Origin of the sequence: Parapedobacter sp. 2B3 (assembly GCF_041925275.1) — a bacterium.
GTDB classification, from domain to species: Bacteria; Bacteroidota; Bacteroidia; order Sphingobacteriales; family Sphingobacteriaceae; genus Parapedobacter; species Parapedobacter pyrenivorans_A.
Window position 1 is genome coordinate 69,518 of sequence record NZ_JBHEUZ010000016.1, and the last position, 18,611, is coordinate 88,128.

Genomic DNA, 18,611 nt, shown 5'->3' on the forward strand with positions numbered 1-18,611 from the left:
GTTGCTAAACATACAAATATGCTAAAAATAGGAGTTAATACGTTTCTGCTTACCTCGCCATTTACCAGCGAGCAGGTGGATATCTTCGGGCAATTCAAAGCATGGGGATGCGATGCGGTTGAAATAGCGTTGGAGGATGCCTCACATATTGATGCGGCTATCATCAAACGGGCACTGGAAGAATATGATCTTACCTGCTCGTCCATTTGCGCTGCAATGGGCCCCGGCCGCGACCTCCGGGGTACGCCGGCCGAACAGCAAGCGGCCGTTGAATACATTACCCAAGGCATGGAATTGATGGCTCAAATCGGGTGCCCGGTCATGGCCGGCCCCATGTACTCCACCGTGGGGCGGGCCGAGCAAACGCCGGAAGACCAGTACCGCAGGCAATGGGATACGGTGGTGGTCCATTTGAAACAATTAGCGGCCAGGGCCGATGAGCTGGGGGTAAAGCTGGCCATGGAACCGTTGAACCGCTATGAAACCGACTTTATCAATACATGCGAGCAGGCCGTGGCACTCGTAGATGACGTGGGCCATCAAGCCATCGGCATCCTGTTAGACACCTACCACATGAACATCGAAGAAAAGGACTCGGCAACAGCTATCCGGAAAGCCGGCCACCGCCTGTTGCATGTCCATGCCTGCGGTTGCGACCGGGGGGCACCCGGAGGTGACCATATCAATTGGGACAGCATCCGCGACGCACTGAAGGAAGTCAATTACCGCGGAAGCCTGGTCATTGAGTCGTTTACGCCGGCTGTCAAAGTGGTAGCCAAAGCAGCCTCTATCTGGCGCAATTTCGAACCTTCCCGCGAAGATATCGCTATCAAGGGCGTAGCTTTCCTACGTAACCAATTTATGACGGATTTCTAATTTTATGAACAAAATTTAGAAACTGACAATAAACATTGTATTTTCAACGCTTTATTTACATCACAAATCGTATTAGAAAAAAACAAACAAGGATTAACCAGTTAAAACATTAAAAAAATGAACGAAAACGTTAACAGAAGTGCCCTATTCAATGGGTCTTGTTTCGCGCTGATTACTACAGCTTTCACATTCTCCATCAGGGCGGGAATCTTGCCCCAGCTTGGTGCAGAATTTAATTTGACCGATACGCAACTTGGGTTTATTAACTCCATGTTTTTCTTCGGGTTCCCGATTTCCATGATATTGGGCGGGCTGTTTTACCACACGTTTGGCCCGAAAAATATCATGCGGGTGGCGTTCATCGCACACACCATTGGTATTATCATGACCATCTATGCAGGCGGCTATACCACACTTCTCCTGTCCACGTTGTTCATCGGTTTCGGAAACGGATGTACCGAGGCGGCTTGTAATCCGATGATTGCCGATATGTACTCCGGTGTGAAAATGGACAAGATGTTAAACCGGTTCCACATGTGGTTCCCCGGCGGTATCCTGCTGGGTGCGTTAATCTCACAAGCCATGACCAGCTTAAACTTAGGTTGGGAACTGCAAATGTGGATCACTATGGTACCTACCGTTATCTATGCGTTCCTGTTCTTCGGGAAAACGTTCCCCAAACCGCTGGTGGAAGCAGCAGCTTCATTGGGACAGAACGTCCGCGCCATGTTTACCCCTACCTTCCTGTTTATTTTCTTCTGCATGTTCCTTACGGCAATTTCCGAATTCGGCCCCAACCAATGGGTAAGCGTCATCATGGCGGCCAGCGGGGCAGAGCCCATGTTGATATTGGCATTGACCAGCGGACTAATGGCCGTAGGTCGTTTCTTCGCCGAGCCGGTGGTGCGGGGCCTTGGCCAAAACGGCGTGTTGCTGGGCGGTGCCATTCTAACAGCCATCGGCATTTATATGTTTAGTAGTGTCACCGGACCGATGGCTTACGTCGCGACGGTTATTTTCGCCATCGGCATCTGCTGGTTCTGGCCAACGATGATTGGCGTAGCCGCACAGCGCGTACCCAAAAGTGGTGCACTGGGAATGTCCATCATTGGTGGTGCGGGTATGTTCTCGTCAGCTATCTTCCAACCGATTATCGGAAGCTGGATCGATGGCGCCCGAGCGACGAATGCGGCAACGGGACTGACCGGAAACGCACTTGAGCTTGCTACCGGACAGGATGCCATGATGAAGATGCTTATGTTCCCGGCACTCCTCGTTGTATTGTTCCTTATCTTCTTCTTCTGGCAGAAGAACAAAAAATCAAACGCTGTGGAAGAAGCCGCGGCTACCGCGTAAGCCACTTACGCCCAACCGTAAAAGCTCGGTGCGCACGTCGCAATCCGCTTCCACGGTTTTAATCGGATATAACGACTGGTTATTGCCGACGCAATATCGGCAATAACCCAGTTATGCACTAATAAATAAGTATGATGGATACAAAAAAACAATTGAGAATTGGATTGATAGGCTGCGGCTTTATGGGTCGAACCCATTCTAACGGCTATAACCGCATACCGAACTTTTTCCCCGACCTCGAATACCAGCCGGTACTCCAGGCAGTGTGCTCCCGGCGTGAGGAAAAAGTGAAAGCGTTTGCCACGCAATGGGGATTCGCATCGTACGAAACCGATTGGCGGAAGCTCATTGCCCGCGATGATATCGATGCCGTGGATATATGCACACCGAATCACTTACATGCAGAGATTGCCATCGCCGCCGCCGAAGCCGGAAAAATCGTGTTGACGGAGAAGCCGCTGGCGAGAAGCCTGGACGAAGCCAAAGCCATGGTCGACGCCGTAACCAAAGCTGGCGTTGCCAATACCGTATGGTACAATTACCGGCGGCTACCAGCCGTTACACTGGCAAAAAAAATCATCGATTCGGGCAAGCTGGGGAGGATATTCCACTATCGGGCAAACTTTCTGCAAGATTGGACCATCAACGCCGACCTACCCCAGGGGGGTGATGCAGCGTGGCGCATGGATGTAGACGTAGCGGGTTCGGGCGTGACCGGCGACTTGCTTGCCCATTGCATTGATACCGCCATGTGGCTCAATGGCGGCATTACCGAAGTGTCCGCACTGACCGAAACGTTCGTGAAACAACGGGTGCACCTAGATACGGGAAAACTGCAGGATGTCGGAATCGATGATGCCTGTATTTTCCATTGCCGTTTTTCAAATGGCTCGCTGGGGTTATTCGAGTCCACGCGTTACGCCCGCGGCCACAAAGCGTTGTATACATTTGAAATCAATGGTGAAAACGCTTCCCTTCGGTGGGACCTGCACGACCTGAACAGGCTGGAATATTTCGATAACGCCTGCGACTCGGATGTGAAGGGCTGGAGCTCCATCCACGTAACCAACGGCGATCACCCCTACATGGACAAATGGTGGGTGCCCGGCCTGGGAATCGGATATGAACACAGTTTCATCCACCAGGTGGCCGATTTCCTGAAAAGTTTGGAAACCGGCGAACCTTGCCAGCCGGATTTCGGAAATGCGTATGAAACGCAGAAAGTGTGCGACGCAGTGATTGAATCGGCCAACTCGAAATCTTGGAAAAGCACAAACGTAGAACTATGAACATATTGACAATCGGTACAGTTACTTTATCAGCCCTGGTGATGTCTGCCTGTGGCACAGGTAATTCACAAAACACGGAAAATTCATCCGATGCAGCAGAATACATAGCGCTGTTTGACGGCTCCAGTTTAACAGGCTGGCGCGGCGACACCAGCCTGTGGCGGGCCGAAGGTGGTGCCCTGGTGGGCGAAATTAAACCCGGCGGGGAGCTAGCCAACAACTCCTTCATCATTTGGGAAGGTGGACAGCCGGGAGATTTCGAACTGATTGCCGAATACCGCATGACGGGCAACGGCAACAGCGGTATCAACTACCGGAGCGAGGAACTCGCCGAACCCCCGTTCGCGCTGAAAGGCTACCAGGCAGACATCGACGCGGCAAACACCTATACCGGCCAAAACTACGAAGAGCGTGGGCGCACCATCCTTGCGTTCCCTGGGCAACATATGAGGCTTCCGGAGGTCGCTGGCAGCGTCAGCGACTACGCCAAAGGGAATATATGGACGGCAGGGGAAGAAGTAGAATCGCTGGGCAACCGAGATTCCCTACGCCTACTCATTAAGGAAAACGATTGGAACGAAATCCGGATCGTTGCAAAAGGCAATCAACTCGAACATTACATTAACGGTACCCTGATGAGTAAAGTCGTCGATAACGATGCTACCAATCGGAAACTTGAAGGTGCCATCGGTTTCCAGGTGCATGTAGGCCCTCCAATGAAAATCGAATATCGAAACATCCGGTTGAAAAACATCGACTAAGCCACGGAAGGGAAGTTTCGAAAACCAACTGATGCGATTTTTGTTAACAAAAAAACGTTTGTCATCATGCCAGTAATTCAGAACAGAACAGCCACGCAGGAAGTAGGTATCAATTATGTCGATTACGGAAGTGGCCAGCCGGTCATCCTCATCCACGGTTGGCCGCTGAGCCACAAAGCCTGGGAAAAACAAATTGCGGCATTGGTAGACGGTGGTTACCGCGTTATTGCTTACGATAGGCGTGGCTTTGGCCAATCCGATGCGCCTTGGCAGGGATACGACTATGACGTGCTGGCAAGTGACCTCTATGCACTGATTACGCAGTTGAACCTCCCGCAGGTAAACTTGGTTGGTTTTTCGATGGGCGGCGGCGAGGTGATTCGGTACCTGACACGGTACGGTCAGGAAAACATCGGCAAGATAGCGCTTGTTGCATCGATTATCCCACTGGTCAAACAAAAGCCCGATAATCCGGATGGAGTGCCCGAGGCCGGTCTCAAAGATATTCTGCAGGCATTGGAAACTGATCGGTTAAAGTTCTTATCCAATTTCCACCCAGCTTTTTACAACTATAAGGGCGATGGAAAACCAATAAGCGAGCAGCAATTGGAATACGATTTCAGCATCTCATCCCACGCTGCCCCACAGGCCACCATCGAGGCGGCAAAAGCATGGATGGATACGGATTTCCGGGCAGAGTGCAAGCAGATCTCCGTGCCAACGCTCATCATCCACGGCAAGGTAGACGAAACGGTACCGATCGCAACGTCAGCAAACCAAGCAGTGGCGTTAATACCAAACAGCAAGCTCATTGTCTATGAAGATGCGCCCCATGGCCTCAACATTACACATGCCGACCGACTGAACAACGACCTGCTGGCGTTCTTCAAATAACAGTGACAATGGAACACCAAAAAGGCGCAGGAAGGTGCACGAATTTATATTGCTGTTTTCCTGTCCAAAAATTCCGTAATCGGATTTTTTGTAGTAGGTTTGCAACCTTTTAGCAGTTGAATGTTTACACCGGAAACGCTTAGGGAGGAACTGGCCAAACCGAAGCAGATTGTTGTTACCACACACCACAAACCCGACGGAGATGCACTGGGTTCATCGTTGGCCGTATACCATTGGTTGAAAGCCAAAGGTCATGCTGTCCACGTGATCGTACCATCGGATTTCCCGGCATTCCTCAACTGGATGCCCGGTCGGCAGGACGTAACAATATACGCTGAGAAAAAGACGGATAGTGATAGGCGCATTGCGGAGGCAGATTTCATCTGCTGCTTGGACTTCAACGGACTGCCTCGCATCCATGCCATGGCGGATAGTGTGAAAAATACGGCTGCTGTAAAAATCATGATCGATCACCACCTGGACCCCGAAGGCTTTGATGACTACCGGCATTGGGATAGTAGTGCCGCAGCAACCGCGCAATTGGTCTATGATTTTATTGTGAACGTCATGGGCGACCATCAAGCGATTACACCCGACATAGCCACCTGTCTATACACCGGACTTATGACCGATACGGGTTCTTTCCGGTTCCAGACCACTACCCCATCGGTACACCTTATCGCGGCCGACTTGATTACACGGGGTGCCAAAAATTGGGAAATACACGAGCACGTATACAACAGCTATACAGAGAATCGATTGAAGTTTCTCGGATTCTGTTTGGTAAATCGTCTCGAAGTACTGCACGAATACCGCACGGCCCTATTCAGCGTGTCGCGCCAAGACCTCAGTCGGTTCCGCATCACCACGGGCGATACAGAAGGATTGGTGAATTATGCGCTGTCGATTAGTGGCATGAAGCTTGCCGCGTTGATCGTCGACCGTACCGATCAGGTTAAGCTGTCGTTGCGGTCTATTGGTGACTTTCCCTGCAATGAAGTATGCAGGGACCATTTCAACGGTGGCGGCCACCGCAATGCGGCGGGCGGAAATTCGAACGAGCCGCTAGCGGATGTCGTGCAAAAATTCAAAGCTCTATTGCCGGAATATAAAACACGTTTAACACAATAATTAATCACATACAAAAAACATGAAGAAATCAATTTTTAGTTTAGGGCTTGCCATAGCGATTTTGGGTAGCGCCTGCCAGCAGTTCGAGAAGGGAGAAGGCGGCCTGCAATATAAAATCGTGAAAGACAACGGCCAGCCCAAGGCACAAGCCGGAGATTTGCTTTCCATACACCTGACCGTTACGACAGACAGGGACTCCCTGCTGCAAAGCACGTACAAAATCGGGCTCCCTCAAATCATCAACATAGCCCCCGATTCTACACCGGGAGTTTATCCGGGCGATTACAACTCGATGTTCCGGATGCTCGGTGACGGTGACAGTGCGGTGTTTAAGCTCGACCTCGACACCATGGCTGCCAAAACAATGCAGCCTAAACCCGACTTTGCCGACAAGTACGTTATATTCAATGTGAAAGTAAACAAGCACTTCCAAAAGGGTGAGCTGACCGATAGTGCGCTGTATGCTGAAGTGAATACATACTTCGATTCAGAAATTGAAAAATTAAAGACGTCGGAAGAGGGCAAAATTGCCAGCTATATCAAGAAAAACAACCTTGAACCGCTGAAAACGGCTTCAGGTCTGCAGTACATCATTGTAGAAGAAGGCACCGGCGAAAAACCGGTTGCGGGCGATACCGTGCAAGTGAACTATACCGGTGCACTCATTGCCAATGGTGAAGTATTCGATACATCCGTCAAAGCAGTGGCCGAAGAGCATAAAATATTCAATGCTATGCGGCCTTACGAACCGGCCAAATTCGCCATCGGCGTACGTCAGGTTATTCCAGGATGGGACGAAGGCTTGCTGCTGCTCCCCAAGGGAAGTAAAGCAAAGCTGATCATTCCATCCGAACTGGGGTATGGCGAACGCGGCGACGGCCGTGGTGTGATCCCGCCGTTTGCTCCGCTGGTATTCGACATCGAATTGATCGACATCCTGAAACCCGCCGTACCTGACTCATCGGCACAGGACAATACCGAAGAATAAACGAGCAGCAAAAACGCCCTCCCAATAACGGAGGGCGTTTTTGCTTAACGGCCTTGGATACTTGGTTTTGAAGGCCAAGTTAATTAAGTTTGCAGCGACCCGCAATTGACTATGGAACTTACGGATACACATACCCATCTCTATTACCTTTACGGCACCCCCGAATTGGCCGCCCAGATGCAGCGGTGCGCCGACAATGGAGTAAGGTATTGTTTGCTTCCAAATGTAGATAGCGATTCCATCGCCAAGGTCTTCGGTACCGCCGCCGCCTACCCCCACAATTGCTATGCAATGATGGGCTTGCATCCGTGTGACGTGAAAGCGGACTACCGGCAGGAATTGGGCCTGATTGAACAGGCAATTTCCAAAAACAAGATCTACGGAATCGGCGAAATAGGCATCGATCTACATTGGGACAAAACAACGCTTCCGCTGCAACAAGAGGCTTTCTGTATCCAAACGGGATGGGCCAAAGACCTGGGACTGCCCGTCTCCATCCATTGCCGTAACGCGTTCGATGAGCTTTTCGAATTGCTGGAGGAAATCCAGGACGGCCGGCTAACCGGCGTGCTGCATTGTTTTACCGGAAATGCCGAGCAAGCTCAACGGGCGATTGGATTAGGTCTACACCTCGGCATTGGCGGCGTGGTGACCTACAAAAATGCGGGCTTGGATGCCGTAGTGGCCGGACTTGACCTCCGCCATTTGGTATTGGAAACAGATGCTCCTTACTTGGCACCCATACCGTACCGCGGCAAAAAGAACGAAAGCAGCTATTTGCTTTATATTGCCCAAAAAGTTGCAGATTTACACGGAACTACCGTCGATGCCATAGCGGCCGCCACGACGGCAAACGCTAAACGGATATTCGGGATTTAAATTTGCCTTAGCGGGCACTGCTAACACTGACTAAATGAACAATGTTTTTGTAATCTACACAGGAGGAACCATCGGGATGGTCAAAGATGAGCAGACCGATACGTTCATGCCTTTTGACTTCGACCTGATTGCCAAAAACATCCCCGAGTTAGCCCGGCTCAACTACAACCTAACGGTGCACTCCTTTACCCCCATTATCGATTCGTCCAACATGCAGCCTTCGATATGGATCGAAATGGCAAATATCATCAGGGAGAACTACGATACCTACGACGGGTTCGTTATCCTCCACGGATCGGACACCATGGCTTTTTCGGCCTCAGCACTCAGTTTTATGCTAGAAGGATTGCAAAAGCCGGTTATCCTTTCGGGATCCCAGTTGCCCATCGGTGAAATCCGTACCGACGCGAGGGAAAACCTCATTACCGCGTTGGAACTTGCGTCGGCAAAGAAAAAGGACAAATCACTTATACATGAAGTATGTATTTTCTTCGACAACAAACTTTTTCGCGGCAACCGCTCATTCAAATATAATTCGGCCAAGTTCGAAGCCTTCCGGTCGCCAAACTATCCGGTGTTGGTAGAGGCGGGCGTACACCTCAAATACAACCGTGGCGCTTTGCTCGATAACAGTGGCAAGGAGTTTATTTTGCATACCCGGCTGGATAATTCCGTATCCGTGCTCAAGTTATATCCGGGTATCAGCCCCGAGGTGGTACGGGCAGTACTCGAATCGCCCGCCCGGTCGGTTATCATGGAGACGTTCGGATCGGGCAATACCACCACCAACCAGTGGTTTCTCGACCTGATCGACCTAGCTATACGTAGCGGCAAAAATATCCTCAACATCTCGCAGTGTAAAGTGGGCAGCGTAGAGCTGGGACGCTATGAGACCAGTAAGTACTTGAAGGAAATGGGGGTCATCAGCGGGTACGACATGACATTCGAGGCCGCGGTGACCAAACTCATGTACCTACAGGGTGAGTTTCAGGGTCAACGCGAGGTAGCGTACTGGGCTGAGCAGAATATACGTGGGGAAATGACGGTCTAACGACCTTACACCTGAAAACCTTCGGCTACTAACGCATCGGCCACAATAAAAGTACTGCCACCGATGAATATCAGGTCGTTTGCTGTCGCAGCCTGTTTCGCAGCTGATACGGCTGCCGCCACGGTATCAAATGCTTCGCCCTGCAATCCGTACCGGCCAGCGACCGCACGCAGCTCAGTAGCGGGGAGCGCCCTTGGCATGGCCACTTGGCAGAAATGATAACGGGCCCCTTGGGGCAGCAAGGGAAGCATATGGTCCAAATCCTTGTCGCGCATTACGCCGATGACCATGTGGAGTACCTGGTACGGCGTAGCTTTGATATTCACCAACACTTCCCGCCAACCGTCTACATTATGACCGGTATCGCAAATAACCAATGGGCGGACAGCCATTGTTTGCCAGCGGCCCATCAAACCGGTAAGTGGCTGCACATGTGCCAATGCATAGGTTACGTCAGCATCCGCAATAGAAAAGCCCTGGCGCCGCAATTCCTCCACCGCACACAACACCGCGGGCAGGTTCTTGGCTTGGTAACTTCCCGTTAAATCCAATGCGTAGGTCGTACTTTCGGCCCACTGCTGCCGTGCGACCCGTAGACGGAGGTGTTGCCGGCCCCTGCCCAAGGTATCCACTCGCCATTGCGTAGACGCAAATACCAAGGGGCTCTCTTTATGGGCTGCCATACGCTCGAACACATCGGCCACCGCCGATTGCCATTCGCCTACCACCACAGGAACACCGGACTTAATGATCCCTGCCTTTTCACCGGCGATTTCAGGGAGCGTATCTCCCAGCATGGCAGTGTGGTCCAAACCGATATTGGTAATAACGGACAACAGCGGTGTGATGATATTGGTGGAATCGAGGCGACCACCCAGACCCGTTTCCACGACGGCAATATCTACTTGCATTTCCGCGAAATACGCAAAGGCCATCGCTACCGTAACTTCGAAAAATGAAGGTTGGATGGTTTCCATCAACGACCGTTGCGCATCAACGAATACCGCCACCCACTCCCGCGGAATCATTGCGCCATCCACGCGGATACGTTCACGGAAATCCAACAAGTGGGGCGACGTGTACAGACCGGTCCTATACCCCGCCCGTTGCAATACCGCCGCGAGCATATGCGAAGTAGAGCCTTTGCCGTTCGTGCCGGCTATGTGGATTGATTTGAAACGTTCCTGCGGGTTGCCGAGTGCCCCGCAAAGCCGATAGGTATTGGTAAGGTCTTTCTTGAACGCCGAAGCACCGTCGCGCGTAAACATGGGTAACCGCGCATAGAGATAATCAACGGCCTCCTCGTAAGTCATAGCAGATCCGGCAGGTTTGGTAAATGATATACTATTTCAGTTTGAACCGGAAGGGAATCAAGCCGCGCTGCTCCCGTGGGGCGCGCTCGATCTCATTAAACCGGGCAGCCCGCACGGCCCGCTCGCACTTATCCCAAAGCGATTTATCGGTAAGGGTGGTCCCCTTCAGGCTCACTCGTGCAAAAGTAATCCGACCGTCGCGCGCCACACGCACTTCCACCATCACCACCCCTGCCTGCTGGCCGTTGTCTTCGATATCCGGCGCCACAGCCCATCCCCTGTTTTGGATGGAAAGGCCTATATCACCGTCGCCCGATCCGCCATCGCCATAATTCGATGCCAACGGATCGCCCTGGTTACTACCTTGGTTGCCCCCTTCTGTACCGGTACCATCACCCCTTCCAGTCGAATTATTGCGTTTTCCAGTATATAAGGCATTCGGATTGACCGCGGGCTTACTTTCCACCTTCTCAGCCGTAGCCTCTTCCGCATTGGCCTTTTTCTTTTCATTGGCAACCACGGCCGGCGCATCTTCCATATCCTGCGTGGCCACGCTTTGCTCCGTGACCTGCTGCGACGGGGTTTCCTGTATTTCCTGCTGCGGGTCGATCTTGTCGGGCCGCACATTGTTGGCATTGGGGTCCATCGATGCCTCGTCTACCGTCATGTAATCATCGCCCATCCCTACGTCCGAGGTGCCGTAATTCACAATAATACCCCCGGTGCCGATTTCCGGAAATGCCGATCCGATCATGATAAGGAAACTAAGCACCACCAATCCGCCCATGATGCCACTCGATATCCATAGCGCCTTGGGATAATTATTGTCTTCCTGTAAATGATAATAACCCATCTTATTCGTTATCTTTTACGTTTCCTTTAAGATGCTTAACTTAGTTGAATTCCATAATCCACCTATCTATCACGCAATGCCTCGGTAGCCAATACCAACCGTATTTTCAGTTTGTTGGCAACATCCATCACCGAGATGACATTTTGGATAGGTACCGTGCTGTCTGCATATAACATCACCGTAAGTTCCTCTCCCGGTTGTATATACGCTTGCATAGCACCCAGCAGATTTTCATAAGGCACCTCCTCCTTATCAAGGTAATATTTCAAATCCTGGGTTACCGATACCGTGATGGTCTTTTTGGCAACAGATTGCTCTCCCGCACTCGAACGCGGCAACAGCAACTTCACCACCTGCGGGTTTGCCACCGCAGAGGCCAACAAAAAGAATAACATCAAGAAAAACATAATGTCATTCAGGGAGTCGGTAAAGACCCGCACCTCCGATTTATTTCGCTTCGCTTTTAAGTTCATTCGTCAATCAACTTTCTTATGGCCTCTTCGCCACGATTTATGAGCCGGGCTCGTCCAATAAGTCAACAAATTCTATGGCATCCGTTTCAATGCGGAGAATCAAGCGCTCAAGCATGGTGTTCAGCCAGTGGTAACCGGCAAATGCCAGGATACCGATTGTCAACCCTGCCGCCGAAGCGATCATCTTCACATATAAACCACCCGACACACTCGCTATGTCGATACCACCCGCTGCCTCCACATCCCTGAAGATGATAATAACGCCGAAAATCGTTCCCACGAAACCCAACATCGGAGCAACACCAGCGATGATACTTAGCAAGTTGAGGTTCTTCTCCAACCGGGCAACTTCCAACTTACCGATGTTCTCGATGGCTCCTTCGATATCCTTGATCGGACGGCCGATACGCAATAGCCCTTTTTCGAGCATCCTTCCCAGTGCACTATTGCTCGCCCTGCAAACCGACAATGCCGAGTCCAGGCGTCCGGAAAGCACACTTTGCTTTATGTGCGACATCAAGCTCGGGTCGTATTTCGCGGCCTTCTTGATGGTGATATAACGCTCTATAAATATCACAAGCGTAGCAAAAAGCAAAAGCAAAAGGGGAATCATGATCCACCCCGCCTTGAAAAGCAATCCGATAAGGCTTATTTTCTCGTTTGCAAGTTCTACCGTCTGTTGAGCTGCCCCCGCTAACGTGTCAAGCGGATAAATGGTGTCTTGTAAAAGTGACATAAATTGCTGTATGATTTTTCTGTATTGTTTTGTTTACTATATGATCCTTAATTATGCTCCATTTTCGCTATCCATGCGCCAGGTTCAAATGTCTTCTGCACACGCGCAAGTTCCTTATAAGCCTCCTCCTCAGTGGCAAATGACCCCCAACTAATCTTCTTACGATTGCCGGGCATCCGGCTATCAATGGCATGGAGGTCGTATCCTTTCGCTTTCATTTCAGCCACAAACTTATCCGCCTGCCGCATGGTTGCAAAAGAACCGACAATAATCTCATACGTTACCGACGGCTTGGTTGCGGGGGCAATCGCCTCCGACACGCTGTCAATCGGCGTGGGGTCAACAGCGGCAACCGAACTCGAATCGACCATTGCCGAATCTTGCACGGCATCAGCCAATGGCAGGGCCTCAAGGGATGGGGTTTGAGGATCTGCCGGAGGATCAGATACTACCTGCGGGTCGACCAGCGCTGTAAACCATGCGGGTCGGTACTGCCAAATCGCTACCGCGGCTATCAACATCGCAGCCACTGTCCCCCATACAATCCATGGGATATAACGCTTTCGGGCAGGGGTTTCGTCTACTTCCACCTCAGTCGTCAGGCGGACCTCTTCCTCTTCGGCTGCAGAAACTGGCCGGTCCATGACCGGTAACCTTGCGGGAATTGATTCCGGTGCAAACCGGCCGATCTCGAAAGGTTTGAATACAAACGATGCCCCGTCGGCAAACAAGTAACCCAAGCCGTCCAGCAATGCCTCACCGTTCCGGCTGATGGTATCCATCATTTCCGTCACTGCTGCCTCCAGCATGGCCGTAGCCGTAGCCCCATCCACCTGCTGCTGTGCTTTTAGGTAGTCCGTTAGCTGAAAAACATCGCTCGCTTCTCCAACCAGTTCGATATGGTCTGCCGGCGGAAGAAAGGCCGACCGGACCTTATCATACGAGGCCGATCGATGGGTTTTCCTGAACACGCCAATCCCCGGTACGCCGACCGCCGGATACCGTCTCAACAGGTTCGCTATACTCACACCCAAATTCATCTCCTCATTTCATTACTCAGCCTACCTTACAAACCCACTACCTTGCAAGGTTGGTCATTTCAAAATGAAAAATTAACACCCCCGATCACGTTCATGCCCAAACGTGGATAAAACAAATACCGTTCATACGTGGTACCCGTCATATTATTCAACCGCATGTAAATACCGATGCGATCCGTGGCGCGATACTCTACACCGGCACTAAGGTCGGCGAAAGAAGGAATGGTCGTTTTACGCATACCTGCATCGCCCACTTCCGTGATCGCATAGCCAGAAAGGTCGATCGTGGGGTCCTGTACCAGTCCATATGTCTGTCCATGGAATAGCAACTCGCCATCTATATACAGTTTATCGCTGATATTGAAACGGGCATTGGCCGCTAGCCGCATCTTGGGCATATACCAAGCCTCTTCCTGCTGTTGGAGGTCAAATTCATTGAAGTTCACCCGGCCACCCACTGTCACCACCTCCGATATACGCACGTTCAGCTCGCCCTCCAAGCCGATAATGGTACTGGGGTTTTCGCCATCTTCATACAGCATATTAAATGCATAGGGCGTTCCCGGAGCAACCGCATAAAACGGCATGCTCTCGATACGGCGGTAAGACGCCTTTACTTTATAGCCGAAAGTGGCTCCGGCATTTCCCTTTATACCACCGAAGACATTCAAGCGATCCACGGAATTACGGATACCGTTCGTTGGTCCCAATGCCGCCAACCAAGGGTTCTCGCGGGTCAGCATTTTGAACGACGTTTTATTCACATCGCCGTTGATGCCTCCGAAAAGGTGTGCGAATTTCGGGATCAGGGCAAAATCGACCTCAGCGGATGGAAAGATATTGGTCCGCGACGAATCGCCAAATTCCGCAACGAAATTGGCACCCAGCGTGATGTTGTAATTTGGCCCCTGGAAACGGATATACGGATTAACCCGACCGATATGGTTGGCGAGGCTATAGGAGGCGTCCTTTACCGTCGTGAAGTCACCCGAAACGTTGAGTCCCACATTAAACACATTGATTTGCTTATTGATATAACCCGTCAGTGCAAAAGCATTCTCTTTGGTATCGTACGCATTGCCATATGCATAAGCATCTGCCTTCAATGAATAGTCAAAGGCATCTGTAGACTGGTCATCGTAATTGCTGGTCACTTCGCCGGTAAAATAGATATCGTTGAACACTTGTTTCGCCGGATTGACATTCAGTGATGCCCCGTCTAGGTCTGCCACCGTACCATAGAACCGTGTACCATAGCGTTTAAAACCTACTTCGCCATCCAATGTGACGGGCCCATATACCGTGCGGCCGAATACGCCGATGTGCTGCGACGAAAACTTCTGCTCTTGGAAGGTCCCTTGCTGGTTCAAGTGCTTCAAATAACCGCCCACGCGGGTATCTACCCAATAGTCAGAACTGAGGTATACTTCACCTAGCAAGGTACCCAAGTTACCGGCACCGATCTTGGCGTAATTGTTGGTCAAATCCTGGCTGCGCGAAAACGGCATCTCTTGGATGGTCAACTGCTTTGTACCGGTATTGATATCGAGCTTTTTATCGATAATGCCATACGTGAACTCAGGCTGGTAGCGCCTTTTGTTAGTCATATCGGGGCTTTGCCGTATTTTCACCGCATCAGCCAATACCGGCCGGTAATCACGCACCACATCGATAGAATCAATAGTAGCGGGCGGGTCATCACGCCTCGTTTCCTCCTGTGCGTATCCAACCATCACCATCCCCCACAGCACCCCGGTGAGTACAAACCTATATTGCATTGATTTCTGAAAGCTCATAAGCCGTAAAAACTCCTGTTACTTATTATTCAATTTCTGTAAACGCTCCTTGGCCGATGGGATGATATCATCTTCTCCTTCATAGTTTTCAATGATACTCTCCAACGTACTCTTGGCCTGGAAATCATCCCCTTTACCTGCATATGCATCAGCTAGCAGGATAAAGCTCTTTGCTACCCAATACTCGTAAGAGCCCATGTTGTTGATCACTTCGAACGCCGATTCGATGGCCTCGTCATATTTGTCTGCTTCATATTGCAGCTGGCCTACGCGGTAACGGGCTTCTGCGCCCACCACCGTCTGGCTTTTCAACGCGGCAAGATTGAGTTCCTTCAATGCCGGCGGCACCTCCCCCCTGCGCAGCAGCACACGGGCAGTGTACAAATGGGCTTTAGCGATATCTTCTTCCGATGACCGGTCATAGGCCTTAATCAAATCGGCGTATTTAACCACCTGTTCCATATCGCCGATCTTATCATAGCAAACCAGCAGGTTATTCACCGCATAGCCATAGTTCGCTTTGTATTCCGAGGTAAGTTCCAATTTTTTGAGATGTACAATAGCTTCGTTGTACTGTTCAAGCCCAAGGTAAAGTTCGGATACCGTAAGCAGCGTATTTTCCGTGTACTGGCTCGTCCAATCGTTCAGTATGATATTGAGGTCGTGCAACGCCTCCTTCGGATGTCCGGTACGGTACTGGCTTACCCCACGGATATACCGGGCATGCTTCTCCCGCAACGGGTTGGGAAATTTATCGAAATATGCATTGATAGCTTCCACGGAAGCCTGGTATTCGCCCCGGGCGAACAACGTATGGGCCGCTTGGAAAGCCAGGTCGTCTTGCTCCGCCTTTGAAAGGTCACCGATGTTGGCACTGGTGGCATAATTGATATAAGCCGACGCATCTCCACGCTCCAAATAGATATTTTCGATGGAACGCAAGGCCTGTCGTGCCTCATCGGTGGTCGAATGCTCCTCAACCACCTTCCTAAAAGTAGCCATCGCAGCATCGGTATCGTCGTTGTTATATTGCACGAGCCCGATGGTCATCAACGCCCGCGGGGCATAGCTACTGCGCGGATACTGCGCAATCATTTGTTGCAGGCCGCTGATGGCCGTCTCGTAGTCGCCCATCGTGAAGTAGGTGTATGGCACTTCGAAGGCAACGTCATCCGCATAATTGGAATTGGGGAACTGTTCAACAACAGAATGCAATGTGCTGATTTTCGCAGCATTGTTGCCCTGCAACCCCTGGATAATTCCCCGTTGGAACAATGCGTAATCCTGGCTTTGCGCCCGGCTATTGATCAATCGGTCATAGTACTGCATCGCCCGACCGTAATTGCGCATCGAAAAATAGGAGTCGCCCAAGCGGGCAATCGCGTCGTTGCGCACATTGGTCTCTATGGTATTTCCACCTGTTGACAAAAAGCGTTCAAAATAATTGGCGGCGGTATTGAAGCTGTTATTGCGGAAAGCCGCATACGCCAATGCGTAGTTTGCATAGCTGTACACCTCGGTTTCACGGGCAGCCGGAAGCCGTAGGAAACGTGAAAATGCTTGCACAGCTTCCCCGTACTTACGTACTTCATACATGGCTTCGGCTTTCCAATAGGTTGCCAACGCAGCCACGCGGCCATCTATAGGGTATTGCTCAGACCGCATAAACAAGGAAATACTATTCTCGAACGCACGCTCATTGTAAAACTCCAACCCACGGTAGTAAGTAACCCGCTGGTAGGCAGCATCCGCTTCAGGACCGCGGTTACCGATCGATTCGAGGATATCCACTGCCGAGCGGTAGTTACTGGTACCCAGCAATGTTTCGGCATATAGCGTTTTTGCTTCTTCCAGACGCCGCGTGTTGGGATACGTATCCAAGTATTCCTTGGCCGCATCAAGCGCCACTTGGTGGAACTCAAGTTCAGACGACAGCTTTGCATAGTTAAATAGCCCTTCTTCCTTCAATGCCGGGTCGAAGTCGAGCTTCGACGCCTTAAAAAATGCATTGCGCGCGCTCTGCTTGTTACCGGTCTTCAAAAAGGCATCGCCCAACGCTATCATCGCACTTTGATAATAGGCATCCGGTTCCTCCATCTTCTCCAACTCCGAAATGGCCCGTTCATAGTCGCCATTCTTATAGGCAATGTAACCGATTTGGTAACTATCCTGGTTATTCTGGGTTTTACCTTGGTCGCCTGCTTGGAATCGATCATAATACGCCGCCGCTTTCTCAAAATCGTTCTTGGCAAAATAAGTTGCCGCTATGATACGGAACATATCCGTCTCATGGGCCTGCTTGGTCCGCTCCAGAATCGGCAGCGCATAGTCCAGCACGTCATCGTACCGGTTGTCCAGGTAATAAAGGGCTGTAATGTAATAGGGATACGTAGCCTCGTACGTTTTCGATCCCTTCAGTTTCTCAAATTCGGCCAGTGCAGTTTTGAATTCGCGATCCAGGTAACAAAGGTAAGCGTAATAGTAAATGGATGCCTCCTGGTAGGTGCCGCCTTCATCTTTCAATTGCTCGAAGAGCGGTTTCGCCGACGCATAGTCATCCGTTATGAAAAACGAATACGCCATCTTATAGCGGAATTCCTTACTCTCCAAACCGGCCAGATTCCGGCTATCCAGCTTAGTGAACCATTCCAATGCCCGCTCATAATCTTTCTTCGCGAAATAAGACCGGCCTACCTGGAAGTAGGCGGCTTTTGAATTTGCGCTAGCCGGGTAATCCTTGATATACCGGAGGAACTGGTTCTCGGCGTCAGACTCTCCGAGTTCCAATGCACATATCGCTTGGTAAAAACGCGCATTCTCTTTCAGCAGCGTCAACTCGACATGTTCATCCTGCTGCAAGGTCGATTTTGTCCGTATAGCCTCTACTTGATCAAAGAACTTCGCAGCGGCGGCATACTTCCCTTTTTCATATAACTCCATCCCCGTTTTGTAGGCTTGGTTTACTTCCTGCCAAGCACTCTGCTGCGCTACCGCAACCGATACCACCAAACTAAAAATAATGACTAACTGATAGATCCGATTAAACATGCCGTCAAATTATGCTACTGTTTTCCCCAATTCCACGCAAAGTTGGGGCCACAAAATATACCTTACCCAATTTAACCCGCTAAATTAACGGGAAACCCAGAAGTTTTCCTCAAAAGTTGTCCACAAA

16 protein-coding genes are annotated in these 18,611 nt (G+C 50.8%); 9 read left to right on the top strand and 7 right to left on the bottom strand.

Annotated elements, in window-relative coordinates; translation table 11 throughout:
* Positions 1–18: 18 nt before the first annotated feature.
* From ACEVG1_RS16790 to ACEVG1_RS16830, 9 genes are all read left to right on the top strand, one after another.
* Positions 19–876 (top strand): sugar phosphate isomerase/epimerase family protein, encoded by an 858-nt coding sequence (locus ACEVG1_RS16790; protein ID WP_374744880.1) that lies wholly within the window; start codon positions 19–21, stop codon positions 874–876.
* A 117-nt stretch (positions 877–993) separates the two neighbouring features.
* The gene (locus ACEVG1_RS16795) at positions 994–2,232 is read left to right on the top strand and encodes a sugar MFS transporter (protein ID WP_374744881.1); all 1,239 of its coding nucleotides are present in this window, start codon (positions 994–996) and stop codon (positions 2,230–2,232) included.
* A 134-nt stretch (positions 2,233–2,366) separates the two neighbouring features.
* Complete coding sequence (locus ACEVG1_RS16800; RefSeq protein ID WP_374744910.1) at positions 2,367–3,521, top strand: Gfo/Idh/MocA family protein; 1,155 nt, start codon at positions 2,367–2,369, stop codon at positions 3,519–3,521.
* Complete coding sequence (locus ACEVG1_RS16805; RefSeq protein ID WP_374744882.1) at positions 3,518–4,282, top strand: DUF1080 domain-containing protein; 765 nt, start codon at positions 3,518–3,520, stop codon at positions 4,280–4,282. Before ACEVG1_RS16800 ends, ACEVG1_RS16805 begins: the two co-directional genes overlap by 4 nt.
* Before the next feature lie 66 nt (positions 4,283–4,348).
* Positions 4,349–5,176 (top strand): alpha/beta fold hydrolase, encoded by an 828-nt coding sequence (locus ACEVG1_RS16810; protein ID WP_374744883.1) that lies wholly within the window; start codon positions 4,349–4,351, stop codon positions 5,174–5,176.
* 120 nt (positions 5,177–5,296) lie between these two features.
* The gene (locus ACEVG1_RS16815) at positions 5,297–6,307 is read left to right on the top strand and encodes a bifunctional oligoribonuclease/PAP phosphatase NrnA (RefSeq protein ID WP_374744884.1); all 1,011 of its coding nucleotides are present in this window, start codon (positions 5,297–5,299) and stop codon (positions 6,305–6,307) included.
* Between the two features lie 19 nt (positions 6,308–6,326).
* Positions 6,327–7,295: an FKBP-type peptidyl-prolyl cis-trans isomerase gene (locus ACEVG1_RS16820; RefSeq protein ID WP_374744885.1), complete on the top strand. Its 969-nt coding sequence runs from the start codon at positions 6,327–6,329 to the stop codon at positions 7,293–7,295.
* 111 nt (positions 7,296–7,406) lie between these two features.
* The gene (locus ACEVG1_RS16825) at positions 7,407–8,174 is read left to right on the top strand and encodes a TatD family hydrolase (protein ID WP_374744886.1); all 768 of its coding nucleotides are present in this window, start codon (positions 7,407–7,409) and stop codon (positions 8,172–8,174) included.
* A 34-nt stretch (positions 8,175–8,208) separates the two neighbouring features.
* A complete protein-coding gene (locus ACEVG1_RS16830) occupies positions 8,209–9,225 on the top strand; it encodes an asparaginase (protein WP_374744887.1) in 1,017 nt (338 codons plus the stop codon).
* 5 nt (positions 9,226–9,230) lie between these two features.
* Here the strand turns inward: ACEVG1_RS16830 and ACEVG1_RS16835 are convergent, their stop codons facing one another.
* The 7 genes from ACEVG1_RS16835 to ACEVG1_RS16865 form a co-directional block, all read right to left on the bottom strand.
* Positions 9,231–10,538, bottom strand: a complete 1,308-nt coding sequence (locus tag ACEVG1_RS16835; protein WP_374744888.1) for a folylpolyglutamate synthase/dihydrofolate synthase family protein — start codon at positions 10,536–10,538, stop codon at positions 9,231–9,233.
* A 31-nt stretch (positions 10,539–10,569) separates the two neighbouring features.
* Positions 10,570–11,391, bottom strand: a complete 822-nt coding sequence (locus tag ACEVG1_RS16840; protein WP_374744889.1) for an energy transducer TonB — start codon at positions 11,389–11,391, stop codon at positions 10,570–10,572.
* 62 nt (positions 11,392–11,453) lie between these two features.
* On the bottom strand, positions 11,454–11,864 hold the full coding sequence (locus ACEVG1_RS16845) for an ExbD/TolR family protein (protein ID WP_374744890.1): 411 nt from the start codon (positions 11,862–11,864) through the stop codon (positions 11,454–11,456).
* A 37-nt stretch (positions 11,865–11,901) separates the two neighbouring features.
* Positions 11,902–12,600 (bottom strand): MotA/TolQ/ExbB proton channel family protein, encoded by a 699-nt coding sequence (locus ACEVG1_RS16850; protein WP_374744891.1) that lies wholly within the window; start codon positions 12,598–12,600, stop codon positions 11,902–11,904.
* A gap of 47 nt (positions 12,601–12,647) precedes the next feature.
* Positions 12,648–13,628 (bottom strand): SPOR domain-containing protein, encoded by a 981-nt coding sequence (locus tag ACEVG1_RS16855; RefSeq protein ID WP_374744892.1) that lies wholly within the window; start codon positions 13,626–13,628, stop codon positions 12,648–12,650.
* Positions 13,629–13,699: 71 nt separating this feature from the next.
* Positions 13,700–15,418 carry a hypothetical protein gene (locus ACEVG1_RS16860; RefSeq protein WP_374744893.1) on the bottom strand — a complete coding sequence of 573 codons (1,719 nt, stop codon included), beginning with the start codon at positions 15,416–15,418 and terminating at the stop codon, positions 13,700–13,702.
* Positions 15,419–15,454: 36 nt separating this feature from the next.
* The gene (locus tag ACEVG1_RS16865) at positions 15,455–18,484 is read right to left on the bottom strand and encodes a tetratricopeptide repeat protein (protein WP_374744894.1); all 3,030 of its coding nucleotides are present in this window, start codon (positions 18,482–18,484) and stop codon (positions 15,455–15,457) included.
* Positions 18,485–18,611: the final 127 nt, after the last annotated feature.

What these genes read in the sequence shown, in the direction of transcription:
- ACEVG1_RS16830 (WP_374744887.1), top strand. Translation starts at nt 8,209, where the DNA reads ATGAACAATGTTTTTGTAATCTACACAGGAGGAACCATCGGGATGGTC.
- ACEVG1_RS16825 (WP_374744886.1), top strand. Translation starts at nt 7,407, where the DNA reads ATGGAACTTACGGATACACATACCCATCTCTATTACCTTTACGGCACC.
- ACEVG1_RS16860 (WP_374744893.1), bottom strand. Translation starts at nt 15,418, where the DNA reads ATGCAATATAGGTTTGTACTCACCGGGGTGCTGTGGGGGATGGTGATG.
- ACEVG1_RS16810 (WP_374744883.1), top strand. Translation starts at nt 4,349, where the DNA reads ATGCCAGTAATTCAGAACAGAACAGCCACGCAGGAAGTAGGTATCAAT.
- ACEVG1_RS16820 (WP_374744885.1), top strand. Translation starts at nt 6,327, where the DNA reads ATGAAGAAATCAATTTTTAGTTTAGGGCTTGCCATAGCGATTTTGGGT.
- ACEVG1_RS16835 (WP_374744888.1), bottom strand. Translation starts at nt 10,538, where the DNA reads ATGACTTACGAGGAGGCCGTTGATTATCTCTATGCGCGGTTACCCATG.
- ACEVG1_RS16795 (WP_374744881.1), top strand. Translation starts at nt 994, where the DNA reads ATGAACGAAAACGTTAACAGAAGTGCCCTATTCAATGGGTCTTGTTTC.
- ACEVG1_RS16840 (WP_374744889.1), bottom strand. Translation starts at nt 11,391, where the DNA reads ATGGGTTATTATCATTTACAGGAAGACAATAATTATCCCAAGGCGCTA.
- ACEVG1_RS16815 (WP_374744884.1), top strand. Translation starts at nt 5,297, where the DNA reads ATGTTTACACCGGAAACGCTTAGGGAGGAACTGGCCAAACCGAAGCAG.
- ACEVG1_RS16805 (WP_374744882.1), top strand. Translation starts at nt 3,518, where the DNA reads ATGAACATATTGACAATCGGTACAGTTACTTTATCAGCCCTGGTGATG.
- ACEVG1_RS16850 (WP_374744891.1), bottom strand. Translation starts at nt 12,600, where the DNA reads ATGTCACTTTTACAAGACACCATTTATCCGCTTGACACGTTAGCGGGG.
- ACEVG1_RS16800 (WP_374744910.1), top strand. Translation starts at nt 2,367, where the DNA reads ATGGATACAAAAAAACAATTGAGAATTGGATTGATAGGCTGCGGCTTT.
- ACEVG1_RS16865 (WP_374744894.1), bottom strand. Translation starts at nt 18,484, where the DNA reads ATGTTTAATCGGATCTATCAGTTAGTCATTATTTTTAGTTTGGTGGTA.
- ACEVG1_RS16845 (WP_374744890.1), bottom strand. Translation starts at nt 11,864, where the DNA reads ATGAACTTAAAAGCGAAGCGAAATAAATCGGAGGTGCGGGTCTTTACC.
- ACEVG1_RS16790 (WP_374744880.1), top strand. Translation starts at nt 19, where the DNA reads ATGCTAAAAATAGGAGTTAATACGTTTCTGCTTACCTCGCCATTTACC.